This window comes from Streptomyces sp. NPDC028331 (assembly GCF_055565775.1).
On sequence record NZ_JBVHTR010000013.1, the window covers coordinates 13,195 to 29,604 of the forward strand.

The following is a 16,410-nucleotide window of genomic DNA, read 5'->3' on the forward strand; positions in this document are numbered from 1 at the left end:
CCCCCACCTCCTTGGAAAAAACCGCCAAAGCGGGGGGGCACCCACCACCCCCCCCCCCCCCCACCCCCCCCCCCCCCCCCCCTCCACCCCCCCCCCCCCCCCCCCCCCCCCCCCCGCGCCGTTTCGGTGGCGGGGCGGACGGCCGCTCGCCGGGCAGGCGGGCGGGCAAGCGTCTTCCGGTGCGCCCCGCCGACCACCTCCAGGGCCCGGTGGCGCCGTAAAGCGCGAGGTGCGCGTCCCCTGCCGCGTTAGCCTGGAGCGTCAGACTCCAGCCAGCTCAGTTAAGGGGCGCAAGGATCCCGTGCGCATCGCCAGATTCTCCATCGACGGGAACGTCGCCTTCGGCGTGGTCGAGGGTGACAAGCCGGACGAGCTCGTCCTCGACATCATCAAGGGCATCCCGTTCGCGGACTTCGAGCTCTCCGGCACCAAGGTGCCCCTGAGCAAGGTCAGGCTGCTGCCGCCGGTGCTCCCCAACAAGGTCGTGGCCTTCGGCCGCAACTACGCGGAGCACGCGCGCGAGCTGGGCAACGAGGTCCCCGAGGCCCCGTTCGCCTTCTTCAAGCCGTCCACCTCGGTGATCGGCCCCGGCGACGAGATCGCCTACCCCTCCTTCTCTCAGGAGCTGCACCACGAGGCCGAGCTGGCCGTGGTGATCGGCCGCATGTGCCGGGAGGTCCCGCGCGAGCGCGTCAAGGACGTGATCCTCGGCTACACCTGCGCCAACGACGTCACCGCGCGCGACGTCCAGCGCCGCGAGAAGCAGTGGGCCCGGGCCAAGGGCTTCGACACCTCCTGCCCGCTCGGCCCCTGGGTGGAGACCGACGTCGACCCGAGCGACCTCACCATCCAGCTCACGGTCAACGGCGAGCAGCGCCAGCTCGGCCGCACGAGCGAGATGATCCACCCGATCGAGGATCTGATCGTCAACATCTCCGAGGCCATGACGCTGCTCCCCGGCGACGTGATCCTCACGGGCACCCCCGCGGGGGTCGGCCCCCTCAACGTCGGCGACGAGGTCGCCGTCACCATCGAAGGCATCGGCACTCTCACCAACAAGGTGATCAAGCGTGGCTAACGGATCCGTCCGCGTACGTTTCTGTCCGTCCCCGACCGGCAACCCCCACGTGGGCCTGGTCCGCACCGCCCTGTTCAACTGGGCGTTCGCCCGCCACACCGGCGGCACGTTCGTCTTCCGCATCGAGGACACGGACGCGGCCCGCGACTCCGAGGAGTCCTACGTCCAGCTTCTGGACTCGCTGCGCTGGCTGGGCTTCGACTGGGACGAGGGCCCCGAGGTCGGCGGCCCGCACGCGCCGTACCGCCAGTCGCAGCGGATGGACCTCTACAAGGACGTCGCGAAGAAGCTTCTGGACGGCGGGTACGCCTACCACTGCTACTGCACCACGGAGGAGCTGGACGCCCGCCGCGACGCCGCCCGCGCCGCCGGGAAGCCGTCCGGGTACGACGGGCACTGCCGCGACCTGACCGCCGAGCAGGTGGCGGCGTACGAGGCCGAGGGCCGCACGCCCATCGTCCGCTTCCGCATGCCCGACGAGCCGATCACCTTCACGGACCTGGTCCGCGGCGAGCTGACCTTCACGCCGGAGAACGTGCCGGACTACGGCATCGTCCGCGCCAACGGCGCCCCCCTCTACACGCTCGTCAACCCGGTCGACGACGCCCTGATGGAGATCACCCACGTTCTGCGCGGCGAGGACCTGCTCTCCTCCACCCCGCGGCAGATCGCCCTGTACAAGGCGCTGATCGAGCTCGGCATCGCCAAGGCCGTACCCGAGTTCGGCCACCTGCCGTACGTGATGGGCGAGGGCAACAAGAAGTTGTCGAAGCGCGACCCGCAGTCGTCGCTGAACCTCTACCGCGAGCAGGGTTTCCTCCCCGAGGGCCTGCTCAACTACCTCTCCCTGCTGGGCTGGTCGCTCGCACCCGACCGCGACATCTTCTCGGTCGAGGAGATGGTCGCCGCCTTCGACATCGCGGACGTGAACCCGAACCCGGCCCGCTTCGACCTGAAGAAGGCCGAGTCGATCAACGCCGACCACATCCGGCTGCTCGACGTGAAGGACTTCACCGAGCGCTGCCGGCCGTGGCTGAAGGCCCCGTTCGCCCCGTGGGCGCCGGAGGACTTCGACGAGGCGAAGTGGCAGGCGATCGCCCCGCACGCGCAGACCCGCGTCAAGGTCCTGTCCGAGATCACCGACAACGTCGACTTCCTGTTCCTCCCGGAGCCGGTGTTCGACGAGGCGAGCTGGACCAAGGCGATGAAGGAGGGCTCGGCCGAGCTGCTGAGCACGGCCCGCGCCAAGCTCTTCGAGGCCGACTGGAGCAGCGCGGAGTCCCTGAAGGAGGCCGTCCTGGCGGCCGGCGAGGAGCACGGCCTCAAGCTCGGCAAGGCCCAGGCCCCGGTCCGCGTCGCGGTCACCGGCCGCACGGTCGGCCTGCCGCTCTTCGAGTCCCTGGAGGTCCTGGGCAGGGAGAGGACGATCGCACGCATCGACGCGGCACTGGCGCGGCTGGCGGCCTGACGGTCGTGGGTACGCGAGGGGCGGCACCGGGTCCGGGTGCCGCCCCTCCGTGTGTCCCGGGGGGCTTCGGCGCCACCGCCGCGACCCCTCTGGGGGCCCGGTCGGCCGGTACCGTCGGTGGCATGGCCATCAGAGCTGTCGTGTGGGACGTGGACGACACCCTTTTCGACTACACCACCGCCGACCGTGCCGGGATGCGTGCCCATCTGGCGGCCGAGGGGCTGCTCGACGGCTTCGGGGCCGTGGAGCAGGCTCTCGCCCGCTGGCGGGAGATCACCGACGTGCAGTGGGCGCGGTACGCGGCGGGGGAGATCTCCTTCGAGGGGCAGCGGCGCGACCGGGTGCGGGTCTTCCTGGGGCGGGAGCTGACCGACGACGAGGCCGACGCCTGGTTCCGGCGGTACCGGGAGCACTACGAGGCCGCCTGGGCCCTCTTCCCCGACGTCCTGCCCGTCCTCGACGCCCTCGCCGCCAGCCACCGGCACGCCGTGCTGTCCAACTCCAGCGTCCACGTCCAGGAGCACAAGCTCCGCACCCTCGGCGTCCGTGACCGCTTCGAGGCCGTGCTGTGCGCCGCCGAACTGGGCGTCTCCAAGCCGGACGCCCGGGCCTTCCGCGCCGCCTGCGACGCCCTGGAGCTCGCTCCGCACCAGGTGGCGTACGTCGGCGACCACCCGGAGATCGACGGGCGGGGCGCCGCCCAGGCGGGTCTGCTCTCGGTGTGGATCTGCCGTGACACCGCGCTCATCAGCGGCGACGCCACCGAGGGCCCCCACCGGATCTCCTCCCTCGCCGAACTCCCCGCGATCCTCCGCGCCGATACCCGTTTTGGAGCGCCGTCCACCTTCAGGTAATGTTCTTCCTGCGCCGCGGGGAGCGGGCCGGAAGGCCGGAACCCCCAAGCGCAGAACTAGAACAAGATCCCCTCAGGGGCTTGCGTTCCAGTGGCCTATGGTGTAATTGGCAGCACGACTGATTCTGGTTCAGTTAGTCTTGGTTCGAGTCCAGGTAGGCCAGCTCGCAGAGCTCATCTGCACCCGCGGATCCCATCCGCAAGCCCCCGTTGTGTAGCGGCCTAGCACGCCGCCCTCTCAAGGCGGTAGCGCCGGTTCGAATCCGGTCGGGGGTACAGATCCATCCCGTGAGGACAGTTCGGGTAGCTCCCACTGGTCTCACGAGGACAACACCCGGCTCCGCCGGGTGGGGATCGCCAGGGCCCCCGTTGTGTAGCGGCCTAGCACGCCGCCCTCTCAAGGCGGTAGCGCCGGTTCGAATCCGGTCGGGGGTACTGAAAGGTCTAAACCACCTTTGGTCTATGGTGTAATTGGCAGCACGACTGATTCTGGTTCAGTTAGTCTTGGTTCGAGTCCAGGTAGACCAGCTGATCTGCGGAAACGCATGATCCGCGCCCCCGTTGTGTAGCGGCCTAGCACGCCGCCCTCTCAAGGCGGTAGCGCCGGTTCGAATCCGGTCGGGGGTACGCAGTCGAAGGGGTCCTCCTCCGGGAGGGCCCCTTTTACGTGGGGCACTTCCCTCCGAACCGGCGCCGTGACTCCTCCGCCTCCGCCGGCCGGCGCAGGCCGAGCACCACCGGCCCGTACAGCACGGTCGGCGCCGCGGCGGCCTCCGCCTGTTCGCCCGGCGTCTCCTAGCGCTCCACCAGATCGAGGCCGGTGACCGCGATCCCCTCCATCGCCCGGGCGCACGGCACCAAGTCCTCGACGGCACAGGGGTAACCGGGCCGGGGCAGCATGGCCATCGCGCTCACCGGCATCCCGTACGCGGGCGCGGCAGGCTCACCGGGCGGGCCGGAATCGTCGCCGTGGACACCCCGCCGCGTGCGCTCGACTCCGCCAGTCGCACTCGGTTCCCCCTGTCTTCCCTCTTGCGTTCAACCGGCGGCTGCGTGAAGGGAAGGGGAAGGTCGGCTTCTGGCACGAGACGTACGTCGTGCCGGCCGGGTCCCGTGAAACGAGCTACATGAACATGCCCGAGTCCGGCCCGGGCTGGGCCGCGGGTGTCGTGCCGGTCGGCCGGCGGGGCGACCGGGCCGCCGACCGGCTGCGGATCTCCTGAGGTGCCGTCCGTACGTCGAGGGGGAGCGAGGGGCCTGCCGCGGCGTTGAGGCCGGCCCCGTGCCCCCGGTGACGTCCGGGAAGGTCAGCCCGAGCGGCGCAGGGCCTCCGAGAGGCGGGCGGCGGCGTCGATGACCGCCTGGGCGTGCATGCGGCCCGGGTGGCGGGTCAGGCGCTCGATCGGACCCGAGACGGACACCGCGGCCACGACGCGGTTCGAGGGGCCGCGTACGGGCGCCGAGACGGACGCCACGCCCGGCTCGCGCTCGCCGATGGACTGGGCCCAGCCGCGGCGCCGCACACCCGACAGGGCCGTCGCCGTGAAGCGGGCGCCCTGCAGGCCGCGGTGCAGCCGCTCGGGCTCCTCCCAGGCCAGCAGGATCTGCGCGGAGGAGCCGGCCTTCATCGTGAGCGTGGAGCCGACCGGCACCGTGTCCCGAAGACCGGACAGGCGCTCCGCGGCCGCCACACAGATGCGCATGTCACCCTGGCGCCGGTAGAGCTGAGCGCTCTCGCCGGTGACGTCGCGAAGGTGGGTCAGCACCGGGCCCGCCGTCGCCAGCAGGCGGTCCTCGCCCGCCGCCGCGGCCAGCTCGGCGAGCCGGGGGCCGAGAATGAAACGGCCCTGCATGTCACGCGCCACCATGCGGTGGTGCTCAAGCGCCACGGCGAGGCGGTGCGCCGTGGGTCGTGCCAGTCCGGTGGCGCCGACCAAGCCCGCGAGGGTGGCCGGACCGGACTCCAGAGCGCTCAGGACGAGGGCCGCCTTGTCCAGAACGCCGACGCCGCTACTGTTGTCCATGCAACGATACTCACGTCTCACTCTGTGAAACGCAAGTTCAATTTTTCGTGGAACGCGCCACCCTGGATGTCACGGCGGCCCGCGGAACATCGGGCCCAGGCGGCACACGCCCGGAATCCAGGGGTACGGGCGCCGCCAACCCCAAGATCTCTAGTTGGGTCGGTGCACTGTTGACCGGCCGGAGGGAAAGCGATGGGTAGGACACTCGCGGAGAAGGTCTGGGACGACCATGTCGTCCGGCGCGCCGAGGGCGAGCCCGACCTCCTCTACATCGATCTGCACCTGCTGCACGAGGTGACCAGCCCGCAGGCCTTCGACGGGCTGCGCAAGAGCGGCCGCCAGGTGCGCAGGCTCGACCTCACCATCGCGACCGAGGACCACAACACCCCGACGCTCGACATCGACAAGCCGATCGCGGACCCCGTCTCCCGCGCCCAGCTCGAGACGCTGCGCAAGAACTGCGCGGAGTTCGGTGTCCGCCTGCACCCGCTGGGCGACGTCGAGCAGGGCGTCGTGCACGTCGTGGGCCCCCAGCTCGGCCTGACCCAGCCCGGCACGACGGTGGTCTGCGGCGACTCCCACACCTCCACGCACGGCGCCTTCGGCGCGCTGGCGTTCGGCATCGGCACCTCGCAGGTCGAGCACGTGCTGGCCACCCAGACGCTGCCGCTGGCCCGCCCCAAGACCATGGCGATCACGGTCGACGGCGAGCTGCCCGAGGGCGTCACCGCCAAGGACCTGATCCTGGCGATCATCGCGAAGATCGGCACCGGCGGCGGCCAGGGCTACGTCCTGGAGTACCGCGGCTCGGCCATCGAGAAGCTCTCGATGGAGGCCCGGATGACCATCTGCAACATGTCGATCGAGGCCGGCGCCCGGGCGGGCATGATCGCCCCGGACGAGACCACCTTCGCGTACCTCAAGGGCCGCCCGCACGCCCCCGAGGGCGCCGACTGGGACGCCGCCGTCGAGTACTGGAAGACGCTGCGGACCGACGACGACGCCGAATTCGACGCCGAGGTCCACATCGACGCCTCCGCGCTCTCGCCGTTCGTCACCTGGGGCACCAACCCCGGCCAGGGTGCGCCGCTTTCGGCGTCGGTCCCCGACCCGGCTTCGTACGAGGACGCTTCGGAGCGCCTCGCCGCCGAAAAGGCCCTGGAGTACATGGGCTTGGAGGCCGGGCAGCCGCTGCGGTCCATCAAGGTGGACACCGTCTTCGTAGGTTCCTGCACCAACGGCCGCATCGAGGACCTGCGCGCCGCCGCCGCGATCCTCAAGGACCGCAAAGTCGCCGACGGCGTGCGGATGCTCGTCGTGCCGGGCTCCGCGCGGGTGGGCCTGCAGGCCGTCTCCGAGGGCCTGGACGTGGTCTTCAAGGAGGCCGGCGCCGAATGGCGGCACGCGGGCTGCTCGATGTGCCTCGGCATGAACCCCGACCAGCTCGCCCCGGGCGAGCGCTCCGCGTCCACCTCCAACCGCAACTTCGAGGGCAGGCAGGGCAAGGGCGGCCGTACGCACCTGGTCTCGCCGCAGGTCGCGGCCGCCACGGCCGTCCTCGGTCACCTGGCGTCCCCCGCCGACCTGTCCGACGCCGACACTCGTACGCCCGCTGGAGTCTGAGAGTCATGGAAGCATTCACCACGCACACCGGCCGGGCCGTCCCGCTGCGCCGCAGCAACGTCGACACCGACCAGATCATCCCCGCCCACTGGCTCAAGAAGGTCACGCGCGACGGGTTCGAGGACGGGCTGTTCGAGGCCTGGCGCAAGGACCCCGAGTTCGTGCTGAACCGCCCCGAGCGGCAGGGCGCCACGGTGCTGGTCGCCGGACCGGACTTCGGCACCGGCTCCTCCCGCGAGCACGCCGTCTGGGCGCTGCAGAACTACGGCTTCAAGGCGGTCATCTCCTCCCGCTTCGCCGACATCTTCCGCGGCAACTCGCTCAAGAACGGACTGCTCACGGTGGTCCTCGAGCAGAAGATCGTGGACGCGCTGTGGGAGCTCACGGAGAAGGACCCCACCGCTGAGGTCACTGTGGACCTTGAGGCTCGTGAGGTTCGCGCCGAGGGCATCACCGCCGCCTTCGAGCTGGACGAGAACTCCCGCTGGCGGCTGCTGAACGGCCTCGACGACATCTCCATCACGCTCCAGAACGAGGCCGACATCGCCGCGTACGAGGCGCGCCGCCCCTCCTACAAGCCGCGCACCCTCCAGGTCTGACACCCGGCCCTGGCGCAAGGGCTGGTTTCGGCCACCCCGGCATCCCTCTGTACCCCCAATCGTGGACGGTTGGGGGTACAGCCGTTTCTGCCCCCGCAGGGCTCCCGCGCGCCGCCGTGATGGTCATCAACTACCGCAGTTACAAAGGTCATTGCCTGGGTACCCGAACCTCGACGCCACGATGTGCCGAAGTGCCCGGACGGCCGTCGGGGCACGGTAGTTGCCCCCAGCGGGGGCGACAACTCGCCCCAGATGGCACAATCTGTGCATGGACAACGACGGCCAACTCGAGCTCTATACGGCGGTCGCGGGCCAACTCAAGGAAGCGCACGCAAGGGTGCGCACACTGCAAGTCCCGGAGGGCGTACGGATGGCGCTGACCCGGAAGCTGCTGGTCATTACGGCCGCGGCCAAGCACGATCCCACCGAAGCGGCCCGGCGCCTGGAGCGGTTCATGGGCGACCTCGACGAGGAGCGCATCCCCGAAGAGGAAGTCTGAGGCGGCCGAGTCTGTTGCGGCACAAGGGTGATAAGCCCGTTTCGTGTTTGATTTGCGGTATATATCTGCCTAACGTGCGAAAAAGCTTGAACACTTTCGTTCCGGCGATGTCTCCGAAGGGGAAGACGTGAACAAGGCGCAGCTCGTAGAAGCGATTGCCGACAAGATGGGCGGCCGCCAGCAGGCCGCCGATGCTGTCGACGCGGTCCTGGACGCCATCGTCCGCGCGGTCGTGGCAGGCGACCGGGTCTCGGTCACCGGCTTCGGTTCGTTCGAGAAGGTCGAGCGTCCGGCTCGGTACGCCCGCAACCCCCAGACCGGCGAGAGGGTTCGGGTCAGGAAGACCTCCGTGCCGCGCTTCCGCGCGGGCCAGGGCTTCAAGGACCTGGTGAGCGGTACGAAGAAGCTCCCGCGCGGTGGCGAGGTCGCCGTGAAGAAGGCGCCCAAGGGCAGCCTGTCCGGTGCGCCGCCCACCATCGCCAAGGCCGCCGGCAAGAAGGCCGCGGCGAAGAAGACCACGGCGGCGGCCACGAAGAAGGCCGCGGCGAAGAAGGCGCCCGCCAAGAAGACCACGGCGGCGGCCAAGAAGACCACGGCGAAGAAGGCGCCCGCCAAGAAGACCACGGCGGCGGCCAAGAAGACCACGGCCAAGAAGACCACCACGAAGAAGGCGGCGGCCAAGAAGGCCCCGGCGAAGAAGGCCCCGGCCAAGAAGTCGACGGCACGGAAGACCACCGCCAAGAAGAGCACCGCCCGCAGGTAACCGGGGCGCACGGACACTCACGCGCCGGGCCGGGCTCCCAGCAGGAGCCCGGCCCGCGGTGTGTTCAGAAGGTGTGCAGCGTCACCAGCGTGATCCGCCGGCCCTCGCCCTCGCCCGCCATCTCGACCCGCACCCGCTGCCCCGGCCGCAGCAGCCGCAGCCCGCCCGCGTCGAACGCCGCCGCGTCGAAGGGAACGGGGGTGCCGTCGTCGAGCAGCACCTGTCCGGTGCGGGTGTCGGGGTCGTAGGTGTACGCGGTCGCCTGCATGACCGCAGCCTATCGGCGCCGCTGGGCGGCGAGTGCGGCGGCGGACGGCCGTCGGCACCTCCCCGGCCCGCCGTCCGTTCCGGTGCGTGGCCGAGCGTCAGCCGCGGGTGACGGTCCGGCTCCGGCGGCCTGCCCGAGAGCCGCGACCGGGCGCGGACCGCCGTACCGCGAAGCCGCCGCGGGCGCCCGTCAGCCCCCCGGCTGCCCCGGGATCAGCAGCCGGGCCGCCGCCGCCGACGTGTGCGGGCCCACGCCCAGGGACAGGGCCGCCCGCAGGTCGTCGCCCGTGTCCACGTCCTGGCGTACCGAAGGCACCTCGTCGAGCGCGAGTTCCGCCGCTCCCGACGCGCGATGCCGCGCCCGGGAATCCGGACCGAAGGCCGGCCGCAATTCCCCGCCGGGCATCGCGGCCAGCAGCGTCGTGCCGATTCCGGCGGCGTCCGGCAGAAAAGCGCGCGGGAATTCCGCGGCGGCGTCCAGGACCCGGGCCAATTCCACGGGTCGCAGCGCCGGAAGGTCCGCGTTGAGCGCCGCCACGGCACCGCGCGGGCGCAGCCCCCGTACGACCGCCGCACCGTGCGCCAGCGCGGCGTTCAGACCGCCCGCCGGCTCGTCCGGCACGATCCGGGCGCCCAGGGCCGCCAGCTCCCGCCCGGCCACCGGGTCGTCCGTGACGACCGCCACATCACGCACCGCGGCACAGGCCAGCGCCGCGGCCACCGTGTCCTGCGCGAAGGCGAGCGCGAGTCCCGGCCGCAGCGCGTCCGCCGCGGTGTCCGAGAGTCTGCTCTTGGCCCGCGCCAGGGCCTTGACGGGTACGACCACAGTCCACTGCACGAGCGCTCCGTCCCTGTCCTTGTCGCGTCCATTGTCACCCGGCTCGATGGACAACGTGTGCGAAGCCGCATGCAGCGCGGTCGTCGGAGACAGGCGGGCGTACGGTGTTCTCGACAGACGGGCGGCCTGAGGCGACACTTGTGCGGCCCACAGCCAAGCGCCAGGCCCCCCGTGCCGGGTCCCTAGAGGAAGGTGTCCGCGTGCCCCGCCGCAGAATCGGCTTCTGGTACCGCTTCGCAGCGGTCCTCTGCAAACCGCCGCTGGTGGTTCTGCTCAAGCGGGACTGGCGCGGAATGGAGAACATTCCGGCCGAGGGCGGATTTATCACCGTGGTGAACCACAATTCACACGTGGACCCCTTCGCCTACGCCCACTACCAGTACAACACCGGGCGCGTTCCCCGATTCCTCGCGAAGAGCGGCCTTTTCAAGAAGGGATTCGTCGGCGCGGCGATGCGCGGCACCGGCCAGATCCCCGTCTACCGCGAGTCCACGGACGCGCTCAGCGCCTTCCGGGCCGCCATCGACGCCGTGGAGCGCGGCGAGTGCGTCGCCTTCTACCCCGAGGGCACCCTCACCCGCGACCCGGACGGCTGGCCCATGACCGGCAAGACCGGCGCCGCCCGGGTCGCCCTGCAGACCAAGTGCCCGGTCATCCCCATCGCCCAGTGGGGTGCCAACGAGCTGCTGCCGCCGTACGCCAAGAAGCCCGACCTCCTGCCGCGCAAGACGCACCACGTGCTCGCCGGCCCGCCCGTGGACCTCACGCGCTTCTACGACAAGGAGATGACCCCCGACCTCCTGAAGGAGGCGACGGAGGTCATCATGGCCGCCATCACCCGCCAGCTCGAGGAGATCCGCGGCGAGAAGGCGCCCGAGAAGCCGTACGACCCGCGCGAGGTGCGCATCGCGCAGCGCCGCCGGTCCGCCGCACAGCAGGAGGCCCGGCAGAAGGAGGGGCAGGGCAAGTGAGCAATCCGGTCAAGGCGGCCGTGTTCGGAACCGGATCGTGGGGGACGGCCTTCGGCATGGTGCTCGCCGACGCCGGGTGCGAGGTCACCCTCTGGGCGCGCCGCGCCGAACTCGTCGAGGCGGTCAACTCCACCCGTACGAACCCCGACTACCTGCCGGGCGTCGAACTTCCCCGTAACCTGCGCGCCACCACGGATCCCGCCGAGGCCGCGCGCGACGCCGACTTCGCGATACTCGCGATCCCCTCCCAGACCCTGCGCGGCAACCTCGCCGAGTGGGCGCCGCTGCTCGCGCCCCACACGATCCTCGTCTCCCTGATGAAGGGCGTCGAACTTGGCTCCGCCATGCGGATGAGCGAGGTCATCGAGGACGTCGCCAAGGTCGTCCCGGAACGCGTCGCCGTCGTCACCGGGCCGAACCTGGCCCGGGAGATCGCCGCGCGCATGCCCGCCGCCGCGGTGGTCGCCTGCACCGACGAAGCCGTCGCACAGCGGCTGCAGACCGTCTGCCACACGCCGTACTTCCGCCCGTACACCAACACGGACGTCGTCGGCTGCGAACTGGGCGGCGCGGTCAAGAACGTCATCGGCCTGGCTGTGGGCATCGCGGACGGGATGGGGCTGGGCGACAACGCCAAGGGCTCGCTCATCACCCGCGGCCTCGCCGAGACGACCCGGCTCGGGCTCGCGATGGGCGCCGACCCGCTGACGTTCTCGGGACTGGCCGGGCTGGGCGACCTGGTCGCCACCTGCTCCTCGCCGCTGTCGCGCAACCACACCTTCGGCACCAACCTCGGCAAGGGCATGACGCTCGAGGAGACCATCGCGGTCACCCGGCAGACCGCCGAGGGGGTCAAGTCCTGTGAGTCCGTGCTGGATCTGGCCCGCCGGCACGGCGTCGACATGCCGATCACGGAGACGGTCGTCGGCATCGTCCACGAGGGCAAGCCCCCGGTCGTCGCGTTGAAGGAACTGATGTCGCGCAGCGCGAAGCCCGAGCGACGCTGAGCGATCCCGCTCCATTTTTGATCGTTCGCCTGCGGGGCGCACGCTGACCCAGGGCCCCGCCTACGGGTACTCTCATCGCGATATGAGCACCGAGAACCTCCCCCAGAGCCCTGGGCAGCCGCCCCGCAAGCCGCGCGTCGCCGTCGTCTTCGGCGGACGCAGCTCCGAACACGGGATCTCCGTGGTCACCGCCGGAGCGGTGCTGCGCGCCATCGACCGGACGAAGTACGACGTCCTGCCGATCGGCATCACTCAGGACGGCCGTTGGGCGCTCACCGCGGACGAGCCGGAGCGCATGGCGATCACCGACCGCCGCACGCCCAGCGTCGAGGAACTCGCGGAGTCGCAGGAGGGCGGTGTCGTCCTGCCCGTCGACCCGGCGAGCCGTGAAGTCGTCTACAGCGAGCCCGGTTCGGTGCCCAAGGCCCTGGGCGAGGTCGACGTCGTCTTCCCCGTGCTGCACGGCCCCTACGGCGAGGACGGCACCCTCCAGGGGCTCCTGGAGCTGTCCGGCGTCCCCTACGTGGGGTCGGGCGTGCTCGCCTCGGCCGTAGGCCAGGACAAGGAGTACATGAAGCGGGTGTTCGCCTCGTTCGGGCTCCGGGTCGGCCCGTATACGGTGATCCGGCCGCGCGAGTGGCAGCGCGACCAGTCCGCCGCCCGCAAGAAGATCGTCGACTTCGCCGGTGAGCACGGCTGGCCGCTGTTCGTGAAGCCCGCGCGCGCCGGTTCGTCGATCGGCATCACCAAGGTCGAGGACCTCTCCGGGCTCGACGAGGCGATCGCCGAGGCCCAGCGCCACGACCCGAAGATCCTGATCGAGGCGGCGGTGCGGGGACGCGAGATCGAGTGCGGCGTCCTGGAGTTCGAGGACGGCCCCCGCGCCTCCGTACCGGCCGAGATCCCGCCGCCGGACGCGCACGCCTACTACGACTTCGAGGCCAAGTACATCGACTCCACGCCCGGTGTCGTGCCCGCCCCGCTGACCGACGAGGAGACCGCCGAGGTGCAGCGCCTCGCGGTGGCCGCGTTCGAGGCCGCGTCCTGCGAAGGGCTGGTCCGCGCGGACTTCTTCCTCACGGAGGAGGGCGAATTCGTGATCAACGAGATCAACACGATGCCCGGCTTCACGCCGATCTCGATGTACCCGCAGATGTGGCAGGCGAGCGGGATCTCCTACGGCGAGCTGGTGGACCGGCTGATCCAGGCGGCGCTGGACCGTTCGACCGGGCTGCGCTGAGGACCCGCACCGCTCGGGCTCTCAGGAGGCGATCCCCTCGGGGATCGCCTTCTTGACGGCAGGGGCCACATCGACGAGCGGCCCCGCACCCTCACCCGTGCGCGCCTTGGGAATGGTCACCTCGACATACGCCTGCCGCAGTGTCGTGGTGAAGCGGAACGACCCGTCGTCCTCCTTCTGCAACAGCCAGCCCACCCCGTTCACCTCCGCACCGTCGGCGTCCGGGTCGGACATCTCCGCGGGCCGCGGCACCCCGCAGCGCAGTATGATCGCCGGGCTTCCCCAGCCCGCCGTCAGCGCGGACCGGGGCTCGGGGTCGTTCCGGCCCTGGCCGCCCACCTTCCGCGGCAGCACCTTGTCCAGGTTCCGGCACAGCTTCGTGACCTTCGCGTCCGGGCTGGGAACCGCGGCCGAGGGATGCGCGTCGCTCGAGGAGCAGCCCACGGCGGCGATCAGCAGGGCGAGGGCGGGCAGACCGAGCAGCCGGTGACGCAGGATGTTCACCGGGCAAGCGTAGACGGGGGCTACAGGTGCACCACCGGGCAGGTCAGGGTGCGGGTGATGCCGTCCACTTGCTGGACCTTCGCGACCACCATGCGGCCGAGTTCGTCGACGGTGTCGGCCTGGGCGCGCACGATGACGTCGTACGGACCCGTCACGTCCTCGGCCTGGATCACCCCCGGGATCTTGCTGATCGTCTCGGCGACGGTCGACGCCTTGCCGACCTCCGTCTGGATCAGGATGTACGCCTGTACCACGGAACCTCCAGGGCGGCCACGAGGATCATGTGGAGAGAAGGGACGCCACGGTATCGCGTCGCCGCACACTGCGGGGAGACCCGCGGGGGCTGTGGCGTGAGCGCCGGGCACCACCGGCGACACAAGATGACGGTCGACTCGACCGTACCGAGGACGATGACGGCTCGCGACCGGATGCGGAAGGCAAGAGAAGGGGACGTACGACGATGAAGGGCACCGTGGGCGAGCTGGGCGAGTTCGGGCTCATCAGAGAGCTGACCTCCCGGCTCACCACCACCCCGGCGGTCCGGGTCGGCCCCGGCGACGACGCCGCGGTGGTCGCCGCGCCCGACCGCAGGGTGGTGGCGAGCACCGACATCCTGCTGGAGGGCCGGCACTTCCGCCGAGACTGGTCGACGGCGTACGACGTCGGCCGCAAGGCGGCCGCGCAGAACCTCGCGGACATCGCCGCCATGGGCGCCGTGCCGACCGCGCTGCTGCTCGGTCTCGTCGTCCCCGCCGAACTGCCCGCCACCTGGCCCACCGAGCTGATGGACGGCCTGCGCGACGAGTGCCAGGTCGCGGGCGCGGCGGTGGTCGGCGGCGACGTCGTCCGCGGCGACACCATCATGATCTCGATCACCGCGCTCGGCGACCTGCGCAACCAGGAACCGGTCACCCGGGCCGGCGCCCAGCCCGGCGACGTGGTCGCCGTCACCGGCTGGCTCGGCTGGTCCGCTGCCGGGTACGCGGTGCTCTCCCGCGGCTTCCGCTCGCCGCGCGCGTTCGTCGAGGCGCACCGGCGCCCGGAGCCCCCGTACCACGCGGGTCCGGCCGCCGCCGGGCTCGGCGCCACCGCGATGTGCGACGTCAGCGACGGGCTCATCGCCGATCTCGGGCACATCGCGGAGGCGAGCAAGGTGCGGATCGACATCCGCTCCGGCGCCATCGACATCCCGTCCCAGATGAACGACATCGGGCAGGCCGTGGGCGTGGACCCGCTGCAGTGGGTGCTCACCGGGGGCGAGGACCACGCGATCGTCGCCACGTTCCCGCCGGACGTGAAGCTGCCGGCCCGCTGGAAGGTGATCGGCGAGGTCCTCAACCCGTCGGCGCTGCCCCAGGTGACCGTCGACGGGGCGCCGTGGACCAGCAAGGGAGGCTGGGACCACTTCTCCGACATCGAGGCGTGACGTCCGCCTCGTGCGCCGGGCTCACTCGCCGGAGCGGCCCGGGGGCTCACACCGGGTACTCCGGCAGCTCGACGGCCGTCGCCGCCTTCTCCGTCAGCCGCTTGAAGAAGCCCGCGAGAAGCCGGGAGCTCAGCAGCCGGTACATCCGGTCCCGGCTGCGGATCCGCCGCTCGGTGGCCGGGGCGAAGAACGGGCCCGCGTTGCCGGAGATCTTCTGGCAGCCCTTGGCGAAGTCCCGGATGCGCGCCTCGTACGCCGCCAGGGCGCTGCGGTGGTCGCCGCCCGCGAGGGCGAGTTCACCGGCCAGGACGTAGGCGCCGACGACCGCCACGCCCGTGCCCATGCCGCCCATCGTGGCCCCGTACCCCGCGTCCCCGAGCAGCACCACACGTCCCTTGGTGAGGCGGTCCACATGGATCTGGGCGATCGCGTCGAAGTACAGGTCGTCGGCGTCCTCAAGGGCCTTGAGCACCGCCGGGGCCTCCCAGCCCATACCCGCGAACCGCTCCGTGAGGATCCGCTTCTGCGCGGCGGTGTCCCGGCGGTCGTAGGCGAGCCGCTCGGAGCGGAAGACCAGCAGGGCGCCCGCGCGGTCCGGGTCGCCGTCGTAGTTGCCGATGACGACCGCGCGGCCCGGCTCGCTGTACATGCGGCCGGTGCGGTCCAGGCCCAGGTGGTTGGGGATGTCGAAGCCCGCCACGTAGTGGTCGAAGAAGCGCAGGTAGCGGGACTCGTCGCCGAAGACGAGGCGACGGGTGTGCGAGTGCAGGCCGTCGGCGGCGACGACGAGGTCGAAACGGCGGGGCGCGCCGCGCTCGAAGGTGACATCGACGCCGTCGGGGGTGTCGGTGAGCGTGGCGATGGAGTCGCCGAACACGTACTCCACACGGTCCTTGGTGCGTTCGTACATGATCCGGGCGAGGTCGCCGCGGAAGATCTCCACGTCGCCGCTCATCATCTCGGCCGGCAGATCGACGCGCGGGCTGCCGTCGGGGCCGACGACCGTCTGCCGGCCCATGTGGGTCTGGTGGGCGTGGACGTCGTCCCAGATGCCCATCTCGGTCAGCACCCTGCGGTGCACGTGGCCGCGGAAGTCGACCGCGAAGCCGCCGCCGCGCAGGGCGGGCGCCTTCTCGACGACGGTGACGCGGGCGCCGTACCGGGCGAGGTTCAGCGCGATCGCGGGTCCGGCGACGCTGGCGCCGCAGACGAGGACGTTCAGGTGGCCGAGGCGGTGTGTGTTCGTCATG

17 protein-coding genes, 5 tRNA genes and 1 pseudogene are annotated in these 16,410 nt (G+C 71.1%); 17 read left to right on the forward strand and 6 right to left on the reverse strand.

The window, feature by feature from the left end; all coding sequences use genetic code 11:
* The first annotated feature begins 301 nt into the window (after positions 1-301).
* The 9 genes and pseudogenes from ACZ4SW_RS20085 to ACZ4SW_RS20125 all read left to right on the forward strand — a co-directional run.
* Positions 302-1,078 carry a fumarylacetoacetate hydrolase family protein gene (locus tag ACZ4SW_RS20085; protein WP_468245025.1) on the forward strand — a complete coding sequence of 259 codons (777 nt, stop codon included), beginning with the start codon at positions 302-304 and terminating at the stop codon, positions 1,076-1,078.
* Positions 1,071-2,546 carry a glutamate--tRNA ligase gene (gene gltX / locus ACZ4SW_RS20090; RefSeq protein ID WP_468245030.1) on the forward strand — a complete coding sequence of 492 codons (1,476 nt, stop codon included), beginning with the start codon at positions 1,071-1,073 and terminating at the stop codon, positions 2,544-2,546. Before ACZ4SW_RS20085 ends, gltX begins: the two co-directional genes overlap by 8 nt.
* Positions 2,547-2,668: 122 nt before the next feature.
* A complete protein-coding gene (locus tag ACZ4SW_RS20095) occupies positions 2,669-3,400 on the forward strand; it encodes an HAD family hydrolase (protein ID WP_468245036.1) in 732 nt (243 codons plus the stop codon).
* Positions 3,401-3,491: 91 nt separating this feature from the next.
* A tRNA-Gln gene (locus ACZ4SW_RS20100) sits at positions 3,492-3,563 on the forward strand.
* 39 nt (positions 3,564-3,602) lie between these two features.
* A tRNA-Glu gene (locus tag ACZ4SW_RS20105) sits at positions 3,603-3,675 on the forward strand.
* An 86-nt stretch (positions 3,676-3,761) separates the two neighbouring features.
* Positions 3,762-3,834: transfer RNA gene (locus ACZ4SW_RS20110), tRNA-Glu, on the forward strand.
* Between the two features lie 21 nt (positions 3,835-3,855).
* Positions 3,856-3,927, forward strand: a tRNA-Gln gene (locus ACZ4SW_RS20115).
* A 26-nt stretch (positions 3,928-3,953) separates the two neighbouring features.
* A tRNA-Glu gene (locus ACZ4SW_RS20120) sits at positions 3,954-4,026 on the forward strand.
* A 407-nt stretch (positions 4,027-4,433) separates the two neighbouring features.
* A pseudogene (locus ACZ4SW_RS20125) lies at positions 4,434-4,622 on the forward strand (monooxygenase family protein); the annotation flags it as partial.
* 84 nt (positions 4,623-4,706) lie between these two features.
* On the opposite strand, the gene ndgR reads toward ACZ4SW_RS20125, so the two are convergent.
* A complete protein-coding gene (ndgR, locus tag ACZ4SW_RS20130) occupies positions 4,707-5,423 on the reverse strand; it encodes an IclR family transcriptional regulator NdgR (RefSeq protein WP_023546516.1) in 717 nt (238 codons plus the stop codon).
* Between the two features lie 192 nt (positions 5,424-5,615).
* On the opposite strand from ndgR, the gene leuC reads away from it, so the two are divergent.
* The 4 genes from leuC to ACZ4SW_RS20150 all read left to right on the forward strand — a co-directional run bounded on the left by leuC (position 5,616) and on the right by ACZ4SW_RS20150 (position 8,907).
* Positions 5,616-7,046 carry a 3-isopropylmalate dehydratase large subunit gene (leuC, locus tag ACZ4SW_RS20135; protein ID WP_468245040.1) on the forward strand — a complete coding sequence of 477 codons (1,431 nt, stop codon included), beginning with the start codon at positions 5,616-5,618 and terminating at the stop codon, positions 7,044-7,046.
* A gap of 5 nt (positions 7,047-7,051) precedes the next feature.
* Positions 7,052-7,645: a 3-isopropylmalate dehydratase small subunit gene (gene leuD, locus ACZ4SW_RS20140; protein WP_263232254.1), complete on the forward strand. Its 594-nt coding sequence runs from the start codon at positions 7,052-7,054 to the stop codon at positions 7,643-7,645.
* Between the two features lie 268 nt (positions 7,646-7,913).
* On the forward strand, positions 7,914-8,144 hold the full coding sequence (locus ACZ4SW_RS20145; RefSeq protein ID WP_468245047.1) for an SCO5555 family protein: 231 nt from the start codon (positions 7,914-7,916) through the stop codon (positions 8,142-8,144).
* A 127-nt stretch (positions 8,145-8,271) separates the two neighbouring features.
* On the forward strand, positions 8,272-8,907 hold the full coding sequence (locus ACZ4SW_RS20150) for an HU family DNA-binding protein (protein ID WP_468245051.1): 636 nt from the start codon (positions 8,272-8,274) through the stop codon (positions 8,905-8,907).
* 64 nt (positions 8,908-8,971) lie between these two features.
* On the opposite strand, the gene ACZ4SW_RS20155 is transcribed toward ACZ4SW_RS20150, so the two are convergent.
* Positions 8,972-9,175, reverse strand: a complete 204-nt coding sequence (locus ACZ4SW_RS20155) for a hypothetical protein (protein ID WP_468245056.1) — start codon at positions 9,173-9,175, stop codon at positions 8,972-8,974.
* Between the two features lie 189 nt (positions 9,176-9,364).
* Positions 9,365-10,012 (reverse strand): 2-phospho-L-lactate guanylyltransferase, encoded by a 648-nt coding sequence (cofC, locus tag ACZ4SW_RS20160; RefSeq protein ID WP_468245062.1) that lies wholly within the window; start codon positions 10,010-10,012, stop codon positions 9,365-9,367.
* 200 nt (positions 10,013-10,212) lie between these two features.
* Here cofC and ACZ4SW_RS20165 point away from each other — a divergent pair, with 200 nt between their 5' ends.
* The 3 genes from ACZ4SW_RS20165 to ACZ4SW_RS20175 all read left to right on the forward strand — a co-directional run bounded on the left by ACZ4SW_RS20165 (position 10,213) and on the right by ACZ4SW_RS20175 (position 13,230).
* Entirely contained in the window at positions 10,213-10,983 is a 771-nt protein-coding gene (locus ACZ4SW_RS20165) for a lysophospholipid acyltransferase family protein (RefSeq protein ID WP_468245066.1), read from the forward strand.
* A complete protein-coding gene (locus ACZ4SW_RS20170) occupies positions 10,980-11,990 on the forward strand; it encodes an NAD(P)H-dependent glycerol-3-phosphate dehydrogenase (RefSeq protein WP_468245071.1) in 1,011 nt (336 codons plus the stop codon). Before ACZ4SW_RS20165 ends, ACZ4SW_RS20170 begins: the two co-directional genes overlap by 4 nt.
* An 82-nt stretch (positions 11,991-12,072) precedes the next feature.
* The gene (locus tag ACZ4SW_RS20175; protein WP_468245075.1) at positions 12,073-13,230 is read left to right on the forward strand and encodes a D-alanine--D-alanine ligase family protein; all 1,158 of its coding nucleotides are present in this window, start codon (positions 12,073-12,075) and stop codon (positions 13,228-13,230) included.
* Positions 13,231-13,251: 21 nt separating this feature from the next.
* Here ACZ4SW_RS20175 and ACZ4SW_RS20180 read toward each other — a convergent pair whose 3' ends face one another.
* The gene (locus ACZ4SW_RS20180) at positions 13,252-13,734 is read right to left on the reverse strand and encodes a DUF3515 domain-containing protein (protein ID WP_468245078.1); all 483 of its coding nucleotides are present in this window, start codon (positions 13,732-13,734) and stop codon (positions 13,252-13,254) included.
* Between the two features lie 20 nt (positions 13,735-13,754).
* Positions 13,755-13,988 carry an Lrp/AsnC family transcriptional regulator gene (locus ACZ4SW_RS20185; protein WP_028802415.1) on the reverse strand — a complete coding sequence of 78 codons (234 nt, stop codon included), beginning with the start codon at positions 13,986-13,988 and terminating at the stop codon, positions 13,755-13,757.
* Between the two features lie 206 nt (positions 13,989-14,194).
* On the opposite strand from ACZ4SW_RS20185, the gene ACZ4SW_RS20190 reads away from it, so the two are divergent.
* A complete protein-coding gene (locus ACZ4SW_RS20190; RefSeq protein ID WP_468245082.1) occupies positions 14,195-15,160 on the forward strand; it encodes a thiamine-phosphate kinase in 966 nt (321 codons plus the stop codon).
* A gap of 46 nt (positions 15,161-15,206) precedes the next feature.
* Here the strand turns inward: ACZ4SW_RS20190 and ACZ4SW_RS20195 are convergent, their stop codons facing one another.
* Entirely contained in the window at positions 15,207-16,409 is a 1,203-nt protein-coding gene (locus ACZ4SW_RS20195; RefSeq protein ID WP_468245086.1) for an FAD-dependent monooxygenase, read from the reverse strand.
* Position 16,410 lies beyond the last annotated feature (1 nt).